Source organism: Micromonospora sp. NPDC002411 (assembly GCF_053592955.1).
Map to the genome: position 1 here is coordinate 1 of NZ_JBSFBM010000140.1, position 17026 is coordinate 17026.

Sequence of the window (17026 nt, forward strand, 5' to 3'; positions counted from 1 at the left end):
GGATCTGCCGCGACAGGACCGGCTGGGCGATGTGCAACCGCGCGGCGGCGCGGCCGAAGTGCAACTCCTCCGCGACCGCGACGAAGTAGCGGAGCTTGCGCAGATCGACGTCCATCGGACCCCCCGTCCGCCTCGCACGCGCCTGACCCACCCCACGATACCCGTCGGGTATCACAGCAGGTGAAAGAGGTCTTGGACGCGAGCACGGGCACCGACGCACGGTGGTAACCGTCAGCGAAACACGATCCGGAAGGACCCGATCATGACCCTCACCGACCAGCGCGTCGTCGTCCTCGGCGGCACCTCGGGAATCGGGCTCGCCACCGCCACCCGGGCCGCCCACGAGGGCGCTCAGGTCGTGGTCGCCTCCCGCAACCAGCGCAGCGTGGACCGCGCCCTCGCCGCCCTGCCGGCAGGCACCCAGGGGTACGTCGCGGACCTCACCAACCCCACCGACGTGTCCCGCCTGTTCCAGGGGCTCGGCCCGTTCGACCACCTCGTCTTCACCGCCGGCGAACCGCTCGCGCTGATGTCCGTCGACGCCCTCGACCTCGCCGCCGCCCGCACCGCCTTCGACCTGCGCTACTTCGGCTCGCTGGCGGCTGTCAACGCGGCACTGCCGTACCTGCGACCCGGCGGGTCGATCACCCTCACCACCGGCACCGCCAACCACCGGCCGAACGCGGGCTGGTCGGTGGCGTCCAGCATCACCGGGGCGATCGACGCGCTGGTCCGTTCGCTCGCTGTCGAACTCGCCCCGATCCGGGTCAACGCCGTCTCCGCCGGCGTCATCCGCTCACCGCTGTGGGACTCGCTGCCCGAGGACACCCGAGAGCAGATGTACGCCCAGCTCAGCGCGTCACTGCCGCTCGGTCGGGTGGGCGAACCCGAGGAGGTCGCCGAGGCGTTCACCTACCTCCTCCGGTCGACCTACGCCACCGGCACGATCGTGACCGTGGACGGCGGCACGCTCCTCGCCTGACCCGCGACAGGCGGATCTTGACGCCGGAGCCGGCGTCGAGATCCGCGCTCGTGAGGCCCCTACGTCCCGGAAGTTGTGGTTTCCGCACGACTGCGGCGGCTCTCAGCGAAGCTCTTCGGCCAGCCCGACGACGATGCCCTCGGGGCCGCGGACGTAGCAGAGCAGGAAGATGTCCCCGTACCGCTCCACCTCCCCGACGAGTTCGGCCCCGTGGCCGCGCAGACGGGCGATCGTGTCCTCGACGTCGTCGACGGCGAACATGATGCGACGGATGCCCAGTGTGTTCGCCGGCGCATCCCTCGGCTCGGCGCTGATCGCCTTCGGCGTGTGGAACATCGCCAGCTCGACCTTGCCGTGACCGTCCGGGGTCCGCAGGATCGCGACCTCCTGCCGCACGTCGTCCACAGCGATGACCCGCTCCACCCACCGCCCTTCGACCGGACCTCTCCCCTCCACCTCCATGCCGAGCTCGACGAAGAACGCAATGACAGCGTCGAGGTCTTCGACCACGATGAGGACGTTGTCCATCCGCTGGATCGCCATGCTGGAACTCCTCGGGTGCGGTGCGGTCACGGTCGCCGCGTTCTCCCGGGGGACGGAGCCGCTTGGCCGTTCTCGACATCCGGAGCAGCCGGTCCGTCGCGTCGTCGCGGGCTAGCCGTCCGCCCGGCTCTTCGGAGGTACGAGGGTTTTCAGCAAACCAGTCTCCACGTCGTACTCGTAACCAGATATTTTGATCTTGGCCGACACCAACGGGGCATCGATGAGCTTCCGCACGTCGGCGGGCACGGTCTGGGCCGGATCGAAGACGGCCTGCTCGGCAAGAGCGACGTCGTCGCCGCCCCGCTCGGCGAACCCTCTCAGCAGCGCATCATCGTCCAGGCCCCGGCCGCAACCCGTGTGGTGCACGACGGCCAGATCGAACCAGTCGGCGTCCGGCGCCTTGACCTCGTGCAGGTAACTGATCCACGCCAGATCCTGGATCACGGCTGGAGTGACCCGGCCACCCAGGGTGCGGGCGACGACGGCGTCACCGAGCGCCAGACCGAAGATGAAGGCCGGGTCGACTCGCGGGTCGAGACAGGTGATGACGTACAGCTGCTGGTTGGGGACGAAGGGAATTACCGGGACGCGATCCTTGGCGTCCGTAGCAGCGAAACGGACGTTGCGCTGTAGCAGGTCGTCGATGGTGCCCATTTGCGGAGCCTAAGCGAGGCGCCTCGCCCTCCGGCCCGGAACGCTGCGGTCGGGCCGCTACGGGGTGAGGACGATTCGCCCGAAGACCTGGCCGGCGTCCATCTTCTGGTGGGCCGCAGCCGCCTGCTGCAACGGCAGCACCTCGTGCACCACGGCGACCAGTTCGCCACGGATCGCGGCGGTGAACTGCTCGCGTCGCACGGCCTGGCGGGCGGATTCCGGCACCGTCGCGGCGCTGAAGGTGGCGAACGACATCGACTTCTGGAATGCCGTCATCAGCCTCGCGCCGAAGTCTGCTGGCGGCTGGCCTCCGACCGCGCCGACGACCACGAGGCGGCCGTTGGGGTTGAGCCTGTCGAAGAACGCGGGCATGCCGTCGCCGGCGACGACGTCGATGATCACGTCGTAGGCGGAGGGGTCGGCGGGGCCTCCCGTACCCGAACGATCCAGCACGTGGGTGGCGCCGAGGCTGCGCAGCCGCCGACCACGCTCGGGCGACGAGGTGGTGACCGCGACGGCACCGGCGCCACGGCGGCTCGCGACCTGCACCGCCATGATCCCGATGCTGCCGGCCGCACCGCGTACCAGCACGGACTCCCCGGCCGAGAAGTGCGCGTGGGCGAGACCGAAGTGGGCCACGATCCCGGAGCTGCCGAGCGTCACGGCATCGACGACGGAGAGGCCCGCCGGGACGGGCAGGACCTCCGAGATCGGCGCTGTTGCCTGTTCGGCGTACCCACCGCCGGTACCGGTGAACGCCCACACCCGCTGCCCGATCCACGCCGGGTCGACGTCCTCGCCGACCTCGGTCACCGTCCCCGCCACCTCGCCGCCGAGGACGTGCCCCTCTCGGAAGCCGTAGGCGGCGAGAGCACCGCTTCGGATCATGACGTCGGCACCCGCCACACCGACCGCCTCGACGGTGATCAAGACCTGTGCCGAAGCCGGAACCGGGTCAGGGATGTCGGTCACCACCAACCCGCGAGGATCGCCGAACTCCCTGATGGTGACTGCCTTCACTGGTGTGCCTCTTCTCGACCTGAATCGCCTGGTGATCAGCACGAACGGTAGTGGACGCCTGCGTCCGTTTAGCTAAAGTGAGAGCGTGACCGAGCATGTGACTCGAAACCTGCGGTCGGACGCGCTGGACAACCGCCAGCGCATCCTCGAAGCCGCCCGGACGATCTTCGCCACCGACGGCATGGACGTGCCGATGCGCGAGATAGCCCGCAGGGCAGGAGTCGGCCCCGCCACGCTCTACCGCCGCTTCCCCACCAAGCAGGCGTTGGCTACCGAGGCGTTCGCCGAGCAGATGGACGCGTGCCACGTCATCGTCGACGAAGGGCTCGCCGACCCGGACCCGTGGCATGGCCTGTGCCTGGTGATCGAGAAGCTCTGCGAGCTGCACGCCCGGGACCGTGGCTACACCACCGCGTTCACGACGGCCTTTCCGCACGCCGTGGATCTCGCCGCGAAGCGCGAAGCGGCGCTCGCCTCACTCGCCGAACTGAGCCGTCGCGCCAAGAGCACCGGCCACCTGCGGTCCGACTTCGTCCTGGACGACCTCATCCTCATCCTGATGGCCAACGGCGGTTTGCACGCCACCTCGACGCACGCCCGGGTGGCCGCCTCCCGCCGGTTCGCCGCGCTCGCCATCCAGGCGTTTCGCGCCTGATCGATGCCGCTCCTGTGGTTCAATGGCTCTCCGGTAGGTCCGACGAGGTGGAGGCACCACTCCCCTCCTCCTCGATACGGCGCTGGTCGGCCAGGTAGTCGGCCAGCCGCGGATCGGCCTGGAGCGCATCGCCCCGCAGGTAGCTCGCGACGGCCCGCCGGGTGGCCTGGCGATGGAGGTACTCCAGGGCGTCGACCTGGCCTCTGCCGTACCGGCGCAGAACCGCGATCACCTCTTCGGCGTCAACAGTGAAGTCGTCGAGGGAGAGCAAGGAGTACGTCCGCCGCCCGTCGTGTCTGCCGGCCGACCGTCCCCGCAGCCGGACACCGGGAGCCAGGCGAAGCTCCAGGCGCCCCCTGTCCCAGTTCTCCCCAACCTTCACCACCGCAAGCGACTCGACCGACTCCCAGGGCAGTCGCGTCGTGAACCCCCGCAGGCGGAGCGTCAGCCCAGCGGCGTCCACCTCGATCAGGAAGGGCCACAGAAGTGCGAGCAGAGCAATGAGGGAGAGAACGACAGTGACTGCGCCCAACAACCCGTACAGCGGCGCCTTGTTGTGGAAATGGTGGCCGGGATCAGCCAATGCCGCACGCGCCGCCCAGACGACCCCCGCGCCGAACACAGCGAGACCGATCCGGCGGCGCCGCACCTTGGCGGTGTTCCGCAACAGCCGCTCGCGCCCCTTCACTCGCCCATGATGCAGCTCGCCGGCAAGTCCAGTTCCCCCGCCCGGGAGGACGACCCGGTCCCGGCGCGTCTGTCAGCGCCGAGCCGACCAGTCCGTCGTCTCCAGAACGGGGTGACGCTCGATGGCATCGATCAGCGAAACAGATCCGCTGACCTTGCTGCCCTGCAGGTCGTAGTCCGTCCACACCATCCAGGACCGATCCACGGGCCACAGATTCGTCGGTGAGAACCCGTAGCGTCCTCCGCGCTCCGCGATCAGGCCGGGCACTGCCGACAACGGGCCGCGCCACACGTGGAGCTTGTCGAAATCCCCGGTGGGCACGGATGCGTAGAAGGCGACGCACTCCGTGCCAGGGCCGGCGACCGAGTGCTGGCTCAGGGCGTCAAGCAGGGCATCGAGGCTCTCCTCGTCGAGAGAACCCTCAGGTGGTGGCTGGATGTCAGCGGGCCAACTGCTGTGGGGAAACCAGCTGTAGCTTGGCGGGAGGGTCCGATCCCGTTCCGGCTCCGCCCCTCGGGCCAGGTACGTCGACCAGAGCACCCGTTGCCAGGGGCCACCGGGCCGGGACACGTAACCCAACGGTATGCCGGTCTCGGTCGTGTCCTCGTCGAGGTTGATGCCACCGACGACCAGCGGCGCAAGGTCTCCGGCGTCGAGCCCGCGGCGAAGGATGTCGTCGTGCGTGCCCAGACGCGCGAGGCCAGGGTTCTCGTACATCGCATGGAGGATCCAGGTCGACGACTCCCACCCGACCGGGTTGTAGCCGGTGAGCGCCTCGTGATCAGGGCGGTCTGCGAGCCAGGTCAACAAGCTGGCGGGGTCCTCGACCCGTTCCATGGACACAGTCGCCATTGTCCGTACCGGTGCTGGGTCCGATCAACGAGGTCGACCACCGGACCCGCGCGCTACCACCGCCGATGCCATTCGAGGTGCCCCCGGTGCGCCACCGTCGGGGCATCCCCGCGCTCGACGTACAGCACCTCATCCTCGACCCATCAGACGTCGCCGGCGCGAAGGAGGACCGGCGCTTCCAAGGTCAGAGCAAGGCGACAGCCGTCAGAGCTGCTGGGCAAGCCTCCAGGTCGTCCACCAACTCCGCTCGGCCTGCGGTGACGGGCTCGGTCTTCACGCCACCATCCTGCCGTGCTGCCAGCCGTCGCAGGCCTTCCGCCGTTCATCGACCGCTGGGACCATCGTCCGATGAACGAGCGGCCTCCAGTCACGAGCGCACCTGACGACCCCGCCAGTCGACTGGGCGCCTCTCGGTCGATCGTGCCCCTCGCCACCGCCCTCCGGCGATGGGCCATCGGCCTGGCCATCGGGACTCTCCTCGTCCTGGCCCTGTCATGGTTCTACTCCGAGGGCTTCTTCGCGATCCTCAGCGCGTTGGGCTTCGTCCACCACCAGGGTGACCGACGCTCGGGCTGGGCTGTCGCCGCAGCCTGGCTGACCGCAATGCCGGTGGCATTGATTGCTGCCTGGATGTTGCAGGGCTGGCTGCCCCAACCGTGGGACGGCATCCTGTGCGCCGGAATCGGGTCCCTCCTCGGGACCGTCAGTTACGCGGCCGTGACCCGGGCCGGCCACCGGACGCCGCAGCCCGGGCCCTGACAGCATCTCGCGCCGACCGTCACACCGCCGCCGGTGGCGACAACCGCATTTTCTGCCAGTTGCGGAACACGAAGCGGTGTACCGACTTCAACCCGACCCACAGAGCCGGATACAGAGCCGCACGGCCGAACCCGCGCACCGTGACCGTCGTCGTCCGGGTGACCCGGGTGCCGCGCGCTGTCGGGGCCAACTCGAACACATCCCCGAGCTGGTCGACGAAGCGGTGGAAGCCCAGGTCCGTCGACTCCATGTGGAACGCCAACCGGGCCGGCGGTTCCCACGTCGTGATCCGCTGCCGCACCACACCCTGCTCCGACACACACTGCCGGGCGGCGCCCACCTCACCCGGGCCGTCCGGCAGGCGACACGTCGTCGGCCGGGGCGTACCCAGATAGAAGACCGGACACCGGGGCTGCAACTCCAGGCGCGAGTCGCACAGCGCCGGCCACAACACCTCCGGCGGGTGGGGCATCATCCAGCGCGTGCGCACCATCATGCCGGTAACGGTAGCTGCGGCATCGACAGTGCACTGTCCGGTGGAGGGACTACCTGGCGTTGTCTCGGTCACCTGTGGCCGAGGGCGCTAGCTTCCTCCGATGAGCTACGACATGGTCGTCCAGCGGTTCGAGCAGGGCGAGGCGGCGCCGATGGAGGGAAAGGCGTTCCTGGCCGTCTTCGAGCCTCACGTCGACCGTAGGGAACCTCAATACCGCTACTGGCATATCAGCGCCGACGAGGGCGGCACGGCAGACGTCTACGCCGCACTCGCCGGCGGCACTCTTGACAGTCTCATGATCAGCCGATTCTCCGCCGGCTCCATTCTCGACACGCTCGTCAGGTACATCGGGCTCGCCGATGCCGTCGTGCTTCCACCTGGCTGCCCCACTCTGCCCGCGCACGAAGGGCAGAGGCAGCATCTTCCCGAGGAACTTCGCGCCGACGCCGTGGCCGTCACAGCAGGCGCCGACGCGGAGCGCGTCCTGCTGAGCTGCTAGGCGATGTGCAGCGGATCTGATAGCTCCTACCGGAATCGCAACCAGATGCCGCGGCCGAAGCTGACCCGGCTGGCTCCTTCAGCGGAGGGGCAGGGAAGGATCCGCATCGTGATCTCTCTACCTCAGCCTGAGGACCTCACGTCGCTGGTGCTCCGTACGGACTTCACCAACGACACCGCCTGGGCATCCGTGAAGGCGGCCTTACGCACCTGGAAGGGCGTCGACGCCGCCACCTTCGTCAGCGACCCGACGTACGCAGGCGTGAGCCCTCAAGAGCTGGTCGACGCGGACAACGCGGCGAGCAACGGCGACAAGCTCACGTACCTCTTCCTTGCCGACGCGACAACGATGGCCGACGTCGAACGCCCGCTTCTCGCACTCGACCTGGCGGACGAGCCCGGCCGCACCTTCCGGGTGCCACCCCGTTGGTACGCGGATGTCTCGACGAACCTCGCCATCGCGAACATGGACTTCTCCGAGTTCGCCGACGCCGTCGACGAGTCTGGCACGTACCGGGGCTTCAACGGAGACTGACGTCCTGGTCTGGGACCTCTTCGCAGGCTCTGAGGCGACGGCCAAGTCCGCCGACGTCCTACCCGAACGTCACCCAGCTAGATCGAGCTGTCCTCCACCTTGCTGAGCATCACGTCAATGTCGCCGGTCCGGATCATCTCCTCCAGGGCCACCACCATTGCCTCGACGCCGGGTCTCGGAATGATGACCAGGTCGGAGCACCAGAAGTAGTGACCGCCGCCCGCTTCCCCGGTCTTAGCCCACCTTCGCAGGAGCCGGCCGATCTCAACCGTCGTCATGAAGGTGGCGTAGCGATGGGTGCCGTCGGCGAGGTAGACGTGAGCATCGATGTTGTCCGCCGTCGCAGGGTCGTCCCCCTCGCCGGACATGAAGCTGACACGAGCGCCCTCGACGACGCGGTCCCATTCCACCGTCTGGCTCACGGCAACCATCATCGCAGCCTCGGACGCTCGGCGTGGGGATCGGATTGGTCACGTGGTGAGCGGTCGTGCCGACTGGTTGTAGCCTCGGCATTTGTGACCTGGCTGCCTGAGGACTTCGTCCACCCCGTCTACGTGCCCGTGCCCAATACCGCGCTTCACCTGCGGCCGATCCGGGAGGCGGACACCTCGATCGACTACCCCGCCGTGATGGGCTCCCGGGAACGCCTGTGGGAGATCTTCGGGCCGGCCTGGGGTTGGCCATCGGAGACGATGACCTATGAAGAGGACCGCATCGACTTGCTGCGGCACGAGAAGGAGATAGCAGCGCACCTGTCGTTCAACTACGCATTGCTGGACGACAAAGAGACGGCCATTTTCGGCTGCGTCTACATCGACCCGCCTGAGCGCACCGGCTCGGACGGAGAGGTCTCCTGGTGGGTGGTGGACGACCTCGTCGGCGGCGAGGTGGAACACGCGCTCGACGCGCTGGTGCCGCAGTGGATCGCCGCTGACTGGCCCTTCCAGCAGCCCCGCTATCTGGGCCGCGACATGTCCTGGCAGGACTGGATCGCGCTGCCGCCTGCCTCGTGACACGGCGGCTGCCATCCCGATGCTCCCGTGGATGTCAACCCCGCGAACCCCGAAACTGCACGCTTCGGGTACGCGACAGAAAATTGCCTCGCTGATCTAATCTCGCGTTATGACGCGTGCACGCCGCCAGAGCCTGTTCGCGCTCCTGGGCGGGACGCTCTGGCTCGCAGCGGGCATCGGGCTGTTGCTCCGCTGGCACGGCCTGGGAGTTTGGCTGCTTACGGGAGCATCTCTGCTCGCCCTTCACTGGTCGCGTGGGTCTCGCGGTCCTGAGGTGGAACCGACCCAGGAGGAGCCACATTCGACGGACAAGGCACTCGGCTGATGGCGTCAGTGATCCAGGCCGTGGGCCTCGTCGGTGTTGCTGGGGTCCTGGTCGCCGTGGTGGTCCTCGCGCTGATCTCCTTCTGGAAATCACGGCATCGCCACGCAGACGATGATGCCGGGGACTGCCCGTTCAGCCCTCCACTGCATGGGGGCAGCGGTGGTGACACAGGTGATGGCAGCTGCTAGGCGTTGAGCCAGGGCGGCTTCGGAGCGCAGCCAGTCAGGGCAGCCCGGAGCCCGGCCGCCCCGAGGTCGGGTGCTCAGCGCCTGGTCTCGTACCTGGTCAGAACCACGCCGCCAGGGAACGTCCGGGTCTCCATCAGGGTCAGGTTCACCCAGCTGTCCACTGTCGCGAAGAACGGCGTGCCGCCACCCACCAGGACCGGATGGGTGACGACCGCGTACTCATCGATCAGCCCGGCCCGCATGGCCGCCGCGGCGAGGGTGGCGCTGGCGATATCCAGAGGGCCGCCGTCATCGGCCTTGAGCCGGCTGATTTCGGCAACCGCGTCGCCGGTGACCACTCGGGCATTCCAGTCGACCGCGCTGGTCGTCGAGGAGAACACCACCTTCGGCATCTCTCGCCAGCGACGGGCGAACTCGACCTCCGCCGGTGTGGCACCCGGCCGCTGGTCGGCGGTCGGCCAGTGGGAGCTCATCGCCTCCCACACTTTGCGCCCGTACAGTGCCGTGCCCGTCGCCCCCACCCGGTCGGACCACCACTGGAACAACTCGTCGCTCGGTACGCCCCAGCCCAGGTCGCCGTCCGGCGCGTTGATGTAGCCGTCCAGGCTCAGGTTCATACCGAAGGTCAGTCTCCGCATGGTGATCAGCCTTCCGTAGCTCGGCACTCGGCGTACAGATCACCACGCCGTCGACGGGCCCGGACACGCCACGACCATGGTTCAGGAACTCGCCGGCGCGGATGCACGACGCGCTGCTTGTGAGGCCGCCGAGGCTGACGAGCGGAACACGCTGGCGTTGAACGAGGAAGACGACTGGGATCCGGGCCGCGAACGCTGATCATCTGCGAGGAACTGAACGGCACCATCGGGATGCTCGCCAACCACTGGGCCGAGGTGCGGGAGAAGATCGGCCCGAAGCGGTCGTCGGCTATCTCCGCGCTGTGTGATCTGCTCTTCATGGGCCGAGCGGCGAAGAAGTACGTCCTGGCGATCGCGCAGATGCTCACCGCGCGGGCGATCGGCGGACCGGAGGCGCGGGAGAACTTCGGCATCCGCTGCTTGGCCAGGTACACGGCGAACAACTGGAAGATGCTCGTTCCGGAGGCGTCGATGCCGCGGGAGTCGCGGACGTTGGGCCGGTGGCAGGTCGTGGTTGGTGGTCAGACCACCGGAGGTGGATCCCGAAGGCCCGCCCGAACGGTGGTCGTCGTTCACGCCATACAGGTAGTTCGGCGGCGCGCCGCAACTGGTCGTCATGCCCGTTCGCGAGGCTCCTTCGGTCGTCCTCGGTGCGGGCGTCCGACCCCGCTGGGCGCCGGCCAGGTGCCCTGCTGTCGTTGCTGGCAGTCTGGCTGCGGGCAGTCGCACCACCAGTCCATGCCTTCGAGGTAGATCTTGTTGCCGCCGCAGTCGTGACGGTTCTCCATCCACGCCGCGCAGCCCATGCAGCGGGACGGGCCGGTCGGGAGGGGCCGACCGCGCGAGGTGTCGACTGGCCCCGCCACTGGGCCTAAAAGTCCTGGCCGTCGCGAATGCTGCCCGTGAACGTCGCCCACTCCTGCGGGTCGAAGGTGACCTGCGTCTCCAGCCGCTGCGAGTTCCGCACGACCCGGTTCTGCTGGGCGTCGATAGCGACCTCCACGCAGTTCGGGCCGGAGTTGTCGCACCGGTTCGGGCGAACGAAGGTGAGCTGATCCATCGTGTTTCCTTTCTGTTCAGCCGGCCGACGGGTACGGCCGGTCGCTTGCGATGGGTGGTCCTGGTGGCATCCACAGGTCGTGGGCGACGAGATGCGCGAAGGCCTCCGCCCACTCCCAGCAGCGGGGGCCCGACTCGCAGATGGGGCACTGGCCGTCGACGGCCTGGTGCTCATGCAGGGTGTTCCGCCAGCGGGCCGCTGGCACGGCAAGGTTCGGAGCGCTCACGGTCGCCCACCGGCCGCCGCTGCGGCCAGGACGTCGACCTTGACGAGCATCTCCCAGCAGAACGGGACGTCGCAGTCGGCGGACTCCCACGAGCACTCCGGACCGTGCCCGTACACCCAGGCGTACTCGGGATCGGCAGACTTGTGGACGCGGACGATGACAATGTCGTGGCGGGTGTGGGCGTTGACGCCGGGAGCGGTCTGCCACTCGCCGGCCCGCACCGACACCCGGGTGCCCGGGGTGGGCATCGTCTTGGCGGTCACCGGGCCGGCCTGCCGTAGCGGTACTCGGCCGTGCGGGTGCGCGCCAGGCTGAACAGCCGGGCCTGAGCGCCAGCTTGCTCGCGTGCCTGAATGCCCGGCCCCCCAGGTTCGGCTGGCGGCGGGTCCAACCGGTCGATGATCCGGCGCAGCAATCCGACGATCGTGTCCATGAACGCGCCCTCCCCTCGCTCGGGGGGCGCGGACCGCCAGTGTTCGTGGGATGTCGCCGGAGGGTGCGCCCGCCTACGAGGACAGCGTCACGCGCGCGGTATGCCCAATCCAGACGGTGGCTGTCCGCTAACCAGCCGTCGTGTCCGCTGCTGCCGGACGTCGTCCTGGGCCGAACTCCTCACATGCCTCGCGAAGGCCAGCGGCTTCGGGCGCGCCGGCATGCTCCACTCGCGCGAGAACCTCTCGGGCTCGCCACCAGTTCGAAGGAACTACCCGTCCCGAAGCCACGGCCTCAGTAGCGACGGTGCCCGCCTCATCGGGCCGCCCCGCGGCGATCAACGCGAGCCCGAGGTCGAGCCGAGCGGACGCCGACCGGCGGGGTCGGGCACCGCCGTCCCCCAACGGGTCAAGCTCACGCAGCACCGACCGGGCGACCTGCTCGGCGCTTGGGTCACCAGCCCATGCCAGGGTCGTAGCCGTGTACGCGGCGGCCTTCGCCGGGTCGTACCGGTAGTGATGCTCGGCCCGCTCCGGCACTGGCAGGTTCGCCACAAGCCGATCCAGCCGATCCAGGACCCGCCGAGTCTCCCGCTCGTCACCCATCCGCGCGTGGGCCCGGGCCTCCTGCGCGGTGGCCTGGATGTGCGCGGAGCTGCCGTTCGGGGCGACCTGCTGCGCCTGCCGTGACAAGGCAACGGCGTACCGGTAGTCGCCGCGGGTGAGCACCTCCCACGCTCTGGTTTCGAGGCACCAACCCCTGATCTCGGGGTGATCGGCGTGGCCGGCGAGATCGGCGGCCGCCCGAAGGTACGCCGTCGCCGCGGTTGGCTGCTGCAGGTCGATGTGCACGGTGGCGCGTAGGACCGCCAGCCATCCGCCGGCGACGACCAGACGCTGCTGCTGGGCAAGCGTGACCCGCCCGTCAAGGAGCCTGCCGACGTATGCCAGGTGCTGGCGCACCACCGGCAGTAGCTGATCAGGCGCGGTAGTCGGGTAGGCGCTCGCCAGGTCATCGACACTCTGCTCGATGCGGTCCAGCGTCTCGGCGCTGACGTCACTGGCGGCGACCCGCAGGCGCAGCTCGTCGGCCTCGGCCGCGTGATCAACGGGCGCGTCGACGAGGGCGGCGAGAGCGCCGCCGGCGTTGAGGACCTGGTCGAGGTGACGGGCGGTGTCGGCGGTGGGCGCTTTAGCGCCTGCCTCAAGTTCGTGAAGGTGACTCTTGCCCCGATGGGCAAGGTCGCCGAGTGCGCGCAGGGACAACCCGCGCCGTTCTCGGAGTTCGCGGAGAGCCGCGCCGAAGCGTGGGTCGACGAGTGGTGCCATGGCGCCGCTCCCAGGTAGAGGACTGGGCGGCGGCACCGCCGGCCTCTACACCAGCGGGCCGCCATCACCGACGGTACCGCCGGTGTACATGTCCGTCACGCTTCCCTGCCGCAAGACGCTCGTACCAATAGCTAGCCAGAAGGCTCTCGCGTCGCTCATGTGTCCGCTACCCGTGAACCAGCTCATCCCCGGGTTCTCTTCGCGCAGCGCCCCCAAGGCGGTGGAGGCAAGCCCCTTCCGTTGGTACTCCTCAGCCGTGTAGGGCTTGTCCACCCAAGCTGCTCGGCAGTGCTGGCACACGATGTACTCCACCGCGAAGGCGAACCGGCCGTCCAGGTTGGCCTCCCTACAGCGCCAACCGAAGTACCGACCGGAGACGGTGTCCTGCCAAGGTGTGCCAAGTGTCGGAAGCTGACCGACGGTATAGCGCGGGCGCCTGTCCACCCGACCACGCGTCAGGTGGTAAAGCGCAGATCGGATAGGCGTCCGGCCAGATGACCGGCCGACGTTCGTCAGCGCCTGGTCCCGCAGCCGCTGCACCTCGGGCTCGATTTCCCTCGTCACGCAAGCAACGCTAGCGGCGGTGCGGGTGCCGATCCAGCAGCTGAGTCCTTCGGGATCTGAACCCCTGAACGCCTTTGGTTTGCCAGCAATCACGATCCTCCTGGTGCCTAGTCCGGCCAGAGGGCACGCTTAGGATGTCGTCGTGTATGGGCTAACACAGCAGCAACTCGCAGAGATCGGACGCATCACGGTTGCGGCATCTCATCTGGAGGCGGCACTCTGCACCCTGTCAGCCCGCATCCTGTCCGTCCCGTTCTTCGACACCTTGGGCAGGACGGGTGAGGCGCTTCGAGCGGCGCGTCGAGCGTTATCCGAGATGCAAGACATTGATCGCAAAGACGTCGAGCCATACGTTGATGCGGCCGAGCGACTGTTAGGAGAGCGTCACAAGCTCATTCACGCGCTCTGGATGGAGGCCGGCACCCTCAACGGCAGGTCCGTAGTTGTCGGCTACCACCACAGATCCGCAACCCAGACGCCGGCCGAGGCCCCTCTCGTTTACACGCTTGCACCTGCCATGGCAGTCTTGGCTACTCAGCTCGTGGGGGTGGTGATGCAACGATTTCCGCCCTTAACCCCGCCGTTTCCTCCAGACGACTCTGAGCCACAGCGACCTCAATCCCTTGGTCTTCTGCACCCACCAGGAAGGGTCGATGGCTAGTCCGAATGAGCTACAGAGCTGGCGCAGGTTGCCCTGCCTTGGATGCGGCGAGATAGTTAAACGCCACCGGGATTCGTGGACAGAGATCGGCGGAACTCGTTCTGGGAGCTGGTTGATCGCTATAGGAGTGGCGGCCTACAGGACGTGGACCGACCCCCTTCCGCCACCGGCCTACGAGAGGCTGTTTCTGCTTGGCGTCTCGCACATTCGCTGCCTCCAGCGGGCAAGATCCAGCATTCAGGAAGGCCGAGTTCAGCTACCAGCAGAGCTACCCGAACTGTTTATCGATGAACAAGATGCCGGTGAGGCGGATTTACGTCCGGATCTTCCAGCAATTAGAGGCACCTGCCCCTTCTGTCAAGCTACAAATAGTCCAATGACCGAGGAAGACATCTTCCCTCGATGGCTTCTTCGCGAGCTTCAGAAGAGAGGGTACAAGGACGCAAGAAGCGGCGGCATAAAACCTATCACGGGACCCAAGACTCCTGTTTGCGCCGATTGCAACAACGGCTGGATGTCTGTAGTTGAAAACGACGCGAGGCAGCTAATACTATCGCTCGTCGATTTTGCTCGACCCATCACTCCACGCGAACAGCAGACCCTCGCCTTATGGGCCACGCTCAAGGCCTTGGTGATTGACTCTGCCAGTACACGTTTGACACCTCGGGGTTTTGGGCATGACCTCAAAATTAAACGTGAGCCGCATCAGGGAATATACGTCTGGATCGCCGCCTACGCCGACCCTAATGAGCCCTTGAAAGTCGCTCCTTGGATCATCCACGCGGAGAAGAGCGACGAAGTTATAGCCACATGCCTGACTTTTACAGTGGTGAAAGTTGCATTTCAGGTGTTGGTCCCACATTCCCCAGGGGACTTAAGTCCTCTTGAGGATTTTATGGGTTCAGTCGAACAAATTTGGCCGCCACGGAGTGAGGACATGACCTGGCCGCCACCTTACCGATTTGACCGGCACTCGCTCCCGGCACTGGCTTCGCGCGTGTATGACAACCGCGAACCGGTGCGAATGGAAGTGACGCTCCATCGCACACTTGTCACCCCGCCCAGCCAAGGCTGAGGCCCTGCCATCTCGATGCTCACATGGATGTCCAGTTCCGTCGATCGGCTCCTCGCAGAGCTAGACTCCTTCGCGCCGGAGGCGCCACCGGTCGTCAATGACCTGAGCGAGCAAGCCCGCATGACCTGCTTAAAGAGTCCTCCATGGTCCGTACTCGTCAGTGTCGGCCGCACCGGTCGTCACCCAATTGGTCACCCAGCCTGACCGGTAGGCGTTGAAGCGGAACTCACCGCACGAGGTGCACTAGATCAAGGTGAATCACTGTCAGATTCATGACAGTGGGTATGCGATCGATGACATAGCGTTATCGGTGGTCATGGCTTCCGGGATTTCGGAAGGACTCTTTGAGTGCATACACGCGGCTGGTTCATCCTCGGCTTTGCCGGCCTACTTCTATTTTACGCATTCGATGAGTTCCGGCAGACTCATTGGCGTAGCGCATTCGGTGCTGTCGCTGGAATCCTCGCTATTGACCTATGGCCGTTGCTAACCAAAGCGGCAGGACTTTGCGGAGTTCTCAATCTGAATCGATTGGGAAATTGCCGCAATGATATCAACGGGCTCTTTTTCGGCTGCGAGCGGGCGAAGAATCACTACTGGCTGCGACCGCTCGGGTTCGTGGGCTTAGGGCGCAAGCCAAAACCTTCTCGGAAAAATGCGGGAGCGTCAGAGAGCGAATCAGAACCGGCTCTCGTTGCTCCAACTCAGGCCGTCGCGGACACGACTCCACATCGAATTCTCTTCTACGCCACCATGGTGTCGACTACGTTCGCCGTCGTGTCCGGCCTCACAGACCTGCTGACCTTCTTCGGCAAGGACGCCGCTTGAAAGACGGGGGGCTAACATCCATCTATGGATATGGCGCTTCGCTCGTCGCGTGCGGCCGAGTCCTTGACCAAGTGGCTCGCGCCCCTCGCCTTTACAGATTGGTCGGCACCACGGGTCACAGCAGCACTGACACGAGGCGTCGTGGATTGGGGCGTTGCACACGGTTGGCGCGTCCGACGGGAAGTTCCGAGCATCGCGGGCCTGCCAGGCTCTCATCCGGATCGGCCCGGCTTCCTCGACGTTGTCTGTGAGCGACTTGGATCGCCCCCGATCGCCGTCGAGATCGACAGGACCGATAAGCAGTGGTCGTCACGCAAATTGCTCTGTGAGGCTGATGCCGGAGCTGTCGCGGTCTGGGTCCGCTGGGGTAGCCCTCGGACGTGGATCGTGCCGCATCCGGTGGCCCTGGTCGACATACCCACTACCCGCCGCCGCGTCGCTGGCCGGCTCCTCTACACCCGCGTCGAGGCAGACGAGCCCGTTGCTGCGGCAGCACCAGCAACACCACCATCGGCCGCACGCTGCCGCGCCACCACCCGCAAGGGGGCACCTTGCCCCATCAATCCACGCCCGTCGGGCCTCTGCCATGTCCACGACCCAGCAGTCCAGTGCGGTGCCCGGAAGAAGAACGGTAAGCGCTGCGGCAACGCCACCGGCGGCGGTCGCTGCGCGGCCCACCAGAACAGCCCCATGTTCGACAGCCCACCCACCCTGCTTTAGCCAGCGGCAGCAGCCCCGAGCGTTGTTGCCATCCCGTCTGCCGTCGACCCGCCCACTGGGGAGCGGGCCGCCGCCCGGCCCGCCACGTCGCGACGACCTTGACACACGGTCGAACGCTGGCGGGTCGGGCGGTGGTTTGCTCGGCTCGCCCGGGTCGCCGGCAGGCGGGATGGCCGCGCAACCACCCACGGACGGCAACCCGCCAACGGGGTTGCAACCATCTCGGAGCCCGAGCGCCCCCGCCGGAGGCGCAGTAACCGCAACCCCGCGACCGCCGCCAGCGCGC

At 67.1% G+C, this 17026-nt stretch carries 23 protein-coding genes; 9 read left to right on the forward strand and 14 right to left on the reverse strand.

Features of this window, described 5'->3' with window-relative positions; genetic code table 11:
* Positions 1-115: LysR family transcriptional regulator (locus ACWCO3_RS17955; protein ID WP_450011007.1), on the reverse strand; the 115-nt coding region annotated here is incomplete at its 3' end.
* 147 nt (positions 116-262) lie between these two features.
* Between ACWCO3_RS17955 and ACWCO3_RS17960 the strand changes: the two genes are divergently transcribed.
* Complete coding sequence (locus tag ACWCO3_RS17960) at positions 263-982, forward strand: SDR family oxidoreductase (RefSeq protein ID WP_358078435.1); 720 nt, start codon at positions 263-265, stop codon at positions 980-982.
* A 102-nt stretch (positions 983-1084) separates the two neighbouring features.
* On the opposite strand, the gene ACWCO3_RS17965 is transcribed toward ACWCO3_RS17960, so the two are convergent.
* From ACWCO3_RS17965 to ACWCO3_RS17975, 3 genes are all read right to left on the reverse strand, one after another.
* Entirely contained in the window at positions 1085-1525 is a 441-nt protein-coding gene (locus ACWCO3_RS17965; protein ID WP_145782068.1) for a VOC family protein, read from the reverse strand.
* 111 nt (positions 1526-1636) lie between these two features.
* On the reverse strand, positions 1637-2179 hold the full coding sequence (locus tag ACWCO3_RS17970; RefSeq protein ID WP_145782070.1) for a carbonic anhydrase: 543 nt from the start codon (positions 2177-2179) through the stop codon (positions 1637-1639).
* A gap of 57 nt (positions 2180-2236) precedes the next feature.
* Entirely contained in the window at positions 2237-3199 is a 963-nt protein-coding gene (locus tag ACWCO3_RS17975; RefSeq protein ID WP_450010981.1) for a zinc-dependent alcohol dehydrogenase family protein, read from the reverse strand.
* Between the two features lie 85 nt (positions 3200-3284).
* On the opposite strand from ACWCO3_RS17975, the gene ACWCO3_RS17980 reads away from it, so the two are divergent.
* Entirely contained in the window at positions 3285-3854 is a 570-nt protein-coding gene (locus tag ACWCO3_RS17980; protein WP_145782074.1) for a TetR/AcrR family transcriptional regulator, read from the forward strand.
* Positions 3855-3873: 19 nt separating this feature from the next.
* Here the strand turns inward: ACWCO3_RS17980 and ACWCO3_RS17985 are convergent, their stop codons facing one another.
* Together ACWCO3_RS17985 and ACWCO3_RS17990 are read right to left on the reverse strand one after the other, a co-directional pair.
* Positions 3874-4542, reverse strand: coding sequence for a hypothetical protein (locus ACWCO3_RS17985; protein WP_358164370.1), 669 nt, complete (start codon positions 4540-4542; stop codon positions 3874-3876).
* A 72-nt stretch (positions 4543-4614) separates the two neighbouring features.
* Positions 4615-5385 (reverse strand): hypothetical protein, encoded by a 771-nt coding sequence (locus ACWCO3_RS17990; RefSeq protein WP_145782079.1) that lies wholly within the window; start codon positions 5383-5385, stop codon positions 4615-4617.
* Between the two features lie 357 nt (positions 5386-5742).
* Between ACWCO3_RS17990 and ACWCO3_RS17995 the strand changes: the two genes are divergently transcribed.
* Positions 5743-6153 carry a hypothetical protein gene (locus ACWCO3_RS17995; RefSeq protein ID WP_358164373.1) on the forward strand — a complete coding sequence of 137 codons (411 nt, stop codon included), beginning with the start codon at positions 5743-5745 and terminating at the stop codon, positions 6151-6153.
* A 19-nt stretch (positions 6154-6172) separates the two neighbouring features.
* Here ACWCO3_RS17995 and ACWCO3_RS18000 read toward each other — a convergent pair whose 3' ends face one another.
* On the reverse strand, positions 6173-6649 hold the full coding sequence (locus ACWCO3_RS18000) for an SRPBCC family protein (protein ID WP_450010985.1): 477 nt from the start codon (positions 6647-6649) through the stop codon (positions 6173-6175).
* A gap of 100 nt (positions 6650-6749) precedes the next feature.
* Here ACWCO3_RS18000 and ACWCO3_RS18005 point away from each other — a divergent pair, with 100 nt between their 5' ends.
* The gene (locus ACWCO3_RS18005) at positions 6750-7148 is read left to right on the forward strand and encodes a hypothetical protein (protein ID WP_450010987.1); all 399 of its coding nucleotides are present in this window, start codon (positions 6750-6752) and stop codon (positions 7146-7148) included.
* Positions 7149-7256: 108 nt separating this feature from the next.
* Positions 7257-7682, forward strand: coding sequence for a DUF6924 domain-containing protein (locus tag ACWCO3_RS18010; RefSeq protein WP_450010989.1), 426 nt, complete (start codon positions 7257-7259; stop codon positions 7680-7682).
* Between the two features lie 77 nt (positions 7683-7759).
* Here ACWCO3_RS18010 and ACWCO3_RS18015 read toward each other — a convergent pair whose 3' ends face one another.
* The gene (locus tag ACWCO3_RS18015) at positions 7760-8104 is read right to left on the reverse strand and encodes a hypothetical protein (protein WP_450010991.1); all 345 of its coding nucleotides are present in this window, start codon (positions 8102-8104) and stop codon (positions 7760-7762) included.
* 93 nt (positions 8105-8197) lie between these two features.
* On the opposite strand from ACWCO3_RS18015, the gene ACWCO3_RS18020 reads away from it, so the two are divergent.
* On the forward strand, positions 8198-8695 hold the full coding sequence (locus ACWCO3_RS18020; protein ID WP_358164381.1) for an N-acetyltransferase: 498 nt from the start codon (positions 8198-8200) through the stop codon (positions 8693-8695).
* 587 nt (positions 8696-9282) lie between these two features.
* On the opposite strand, the gene ACWCO3_RS18025 is transcribed toward ACWCO3_RS18020, so the two are convergent.
* Positions 9283-9846 carry a dihydrofolate reductase family protein gene (locus ACWCO3_RS18025; RefSeq protein ID WP_450010993.1) on the reverse strand — a complete coding sequence of 188 codons (564 nt, stop codon included), beginning with the start codon at positions 9844-9846 and terminating at the stop codon, positions 9283-9285.
* Positions 9847-9922: 76 nt separating this feature from the next.
* Between ACWCO3_RS18025 and ACWCO3_RS18030 the strand changes: the two genes are divergently transcribed.
* Positions 9923-10045 carry a hypothetical protein gene (locus ACWCO3_RS18030; RefSeq protein WP_450010995.1) on the forward strand — a complete coding sequence of 41 codons (123 nt, stop codon included), beginning with the start codon at positions 9923-9925 and terminating at the stop codon, positions 10043-10045.
* 672 nt (positions 10046-10717) lie between these two features.
* On the opposite strand, the gene ACWCO3_RS18035 is transcribed toward ACWCO3_RS18030, so the two are convergent.
* From ACWCO3_RS18035 to ACWCO3_RS18055, 5 genes are all read right to left on the reverse strand, one after another.
* Positions 10718-10906, reverse strand: a complete 189-nt coding sequence (locus ACWCO3_RS18035) for a DUF397 domain-containing protein (protein ID WP_450010996.1) — start codon at positions 10904-10906, stop codon at positions 10718-10720.
* 222 nt (positions 10907-11128) lie between these two features.
* A complete protein-coding gene (locus ACWCO3_RS18040; protein WP_450010998.1) occupies positions 11129-11395 on the reverse strand; it encodes a hypothetical protein in 267 nt (88 codons plus the stop codon).
* Positions 11392-11565 (reverse strand): hypothetical protein, encoded by a 174-nt coding sequence (locus ACWCO3_RS18045; RefSeq protein ID WP_450010999.1) that lies wholly within the window; start codon positions 11563-11565, stop codon positions 11392-11394. Before ACWCO3_RS18045 ends, ACWCO3_RS18040 begins: the two co-directional genes overlap by 4 nt.
* Before the next feature lie 127 nt (positions 11566-11692).
* Positions 11693-12892 (reverse strand): helix-turn-helix domain-containing protein, encoded by a 1200-nt coding sequence (locus ACWCO3_RS18050; RefSeq protein WP_450011000.1) that lies wholly within the window; start codon positions 12890-12892, stop codon positions 11693-11695.
* A gap of 45 nt (positions 12893-12937) precedes the next feature.
* A complete protein-coding gene (locus tag ACWCO3_RS18055) occupies positions 12938-13456 on the reverse strand; it encodes a hypothetical protein (RefSeq protein ID WP_450011001.1) in 519 nt (172 codons plus the stop codon).
* Between the two features lie 1037 nt (positions 13457-14493).
* Here ACWCO3_RS18055 and ACWCO3_RS18060 point away from each other — a divergent pair.
* The gene (locus ACWCO3_RS18060; RefSeq protein WP_450011003.1) at positions 14494-15192 is read left to right on the forward strand and encodes a hypothetical protein; all 699 of its coding nucleotides are present in this window, start codon (positions 14494-14496) and stop codon (positions 15190-15192) included.
* A 348-nt stretch (positions 15193-15540) separates the two neighbouring features.
* Positions 15541-16020: a hypothetical protein gene (locus ACWCO3_RS18065; RefSeq protein WP_450011005.1), complete on the forward strand. Its 480-nt coding sequence runs from the start codon at positions 15541-15543 to the stop codon at positions 16018-16020.
* Positions 16021-17026 lie beyond the last annotated feature (1006 nt).

Bases quoted from the DNA above. Each gene is read 5' to 3' on its own strand.
- ACWCO3_RS18005 (WP_450010987.1), top strand. From the start codon at position 6,750: ATGAGCTACGACATGGTCGTCCAGCGGTTCGAGCAGGGCGAGGCGGCG.
- ACWCO3_RS17960 (WP_358078435.1), top strand. From the start codon at position 263: ATGACCCTCACCGACCAGCGCGTCGTCGTCCTCGGCGGCACCTCGGGA.
- ACWCO3_RS18045 (WP_450010999.1), bottom strand. From the start codon at position 11,565: ATGGACACGATCGTCGGATTGCTGCGCCGGATCATCGACCGGTTGGAC.
- ACWCO3_RS18050 (WP_450011000.1), bottom strand. From the start codon at position 12,892: ATGGCACCACTCGTCGACCCACGCTTCGGCGCGGCTCTCCGCGAACTC.
- ACWCO3_RS18030 (WP_450010995.1), top strand. From the start codon at position 9,923: ATGGTTCAGGAACTCGCCGGCGCGGATGCACGACGCGCTGCTTGTGAG.
- ACWCO3_RS18035 (WP_450010996.1), bottom strand. From the start codon at position 10,906: ATGGATCAGCTCACCTTCGTTCGCCCGAACCGGTGCGACAACTCCGGC.
- ACWCO3_RS18025 (WP_450010993.1), bottom strand. From the start codon at position 9,846: ATGCGGAGACTGACCTTCGGTATGAACCTGAGCCTGGACGGCTACATC.
- ACWCO3_RS17995 (WP_358164373.1), top strand. From the start codon at position 5,743: ATGAACGAGCGGCCTCCAGTCACGAGCGCACCTGACGACCCCGCCAGT.
- ACWCO3_RS17970 (WP_145782070.1), bottom strand. From the start codon at position 2,179: ATGGGCACCATCGACGACCTGCTACAGCGCAACGTCCGTTTCGCTGCT.
- ACWCO3_RS18000 (WP_450010985.1), bottom strand. From the start codon at position 6,649: ATGATGGTGCGCACGCGCTGGATGATGCCCCACCCGCCGGAGGTGTTG.
- ACWCO3_RS18060 (WP_450011003.1), top strand. From the start codon at position 14,494: ATGACCGAGGAAGACATCTTCCCTCGATGGCTTCTTCGCGAGCTTCAG.
- ACWCO3_RS17965 (WP_145782068.1), bottom strand. From the start codon at position 1,525: ATGGCGATCCAGCGGATGGACAACGTCCTCATCGTGGTCGAAGACCTC.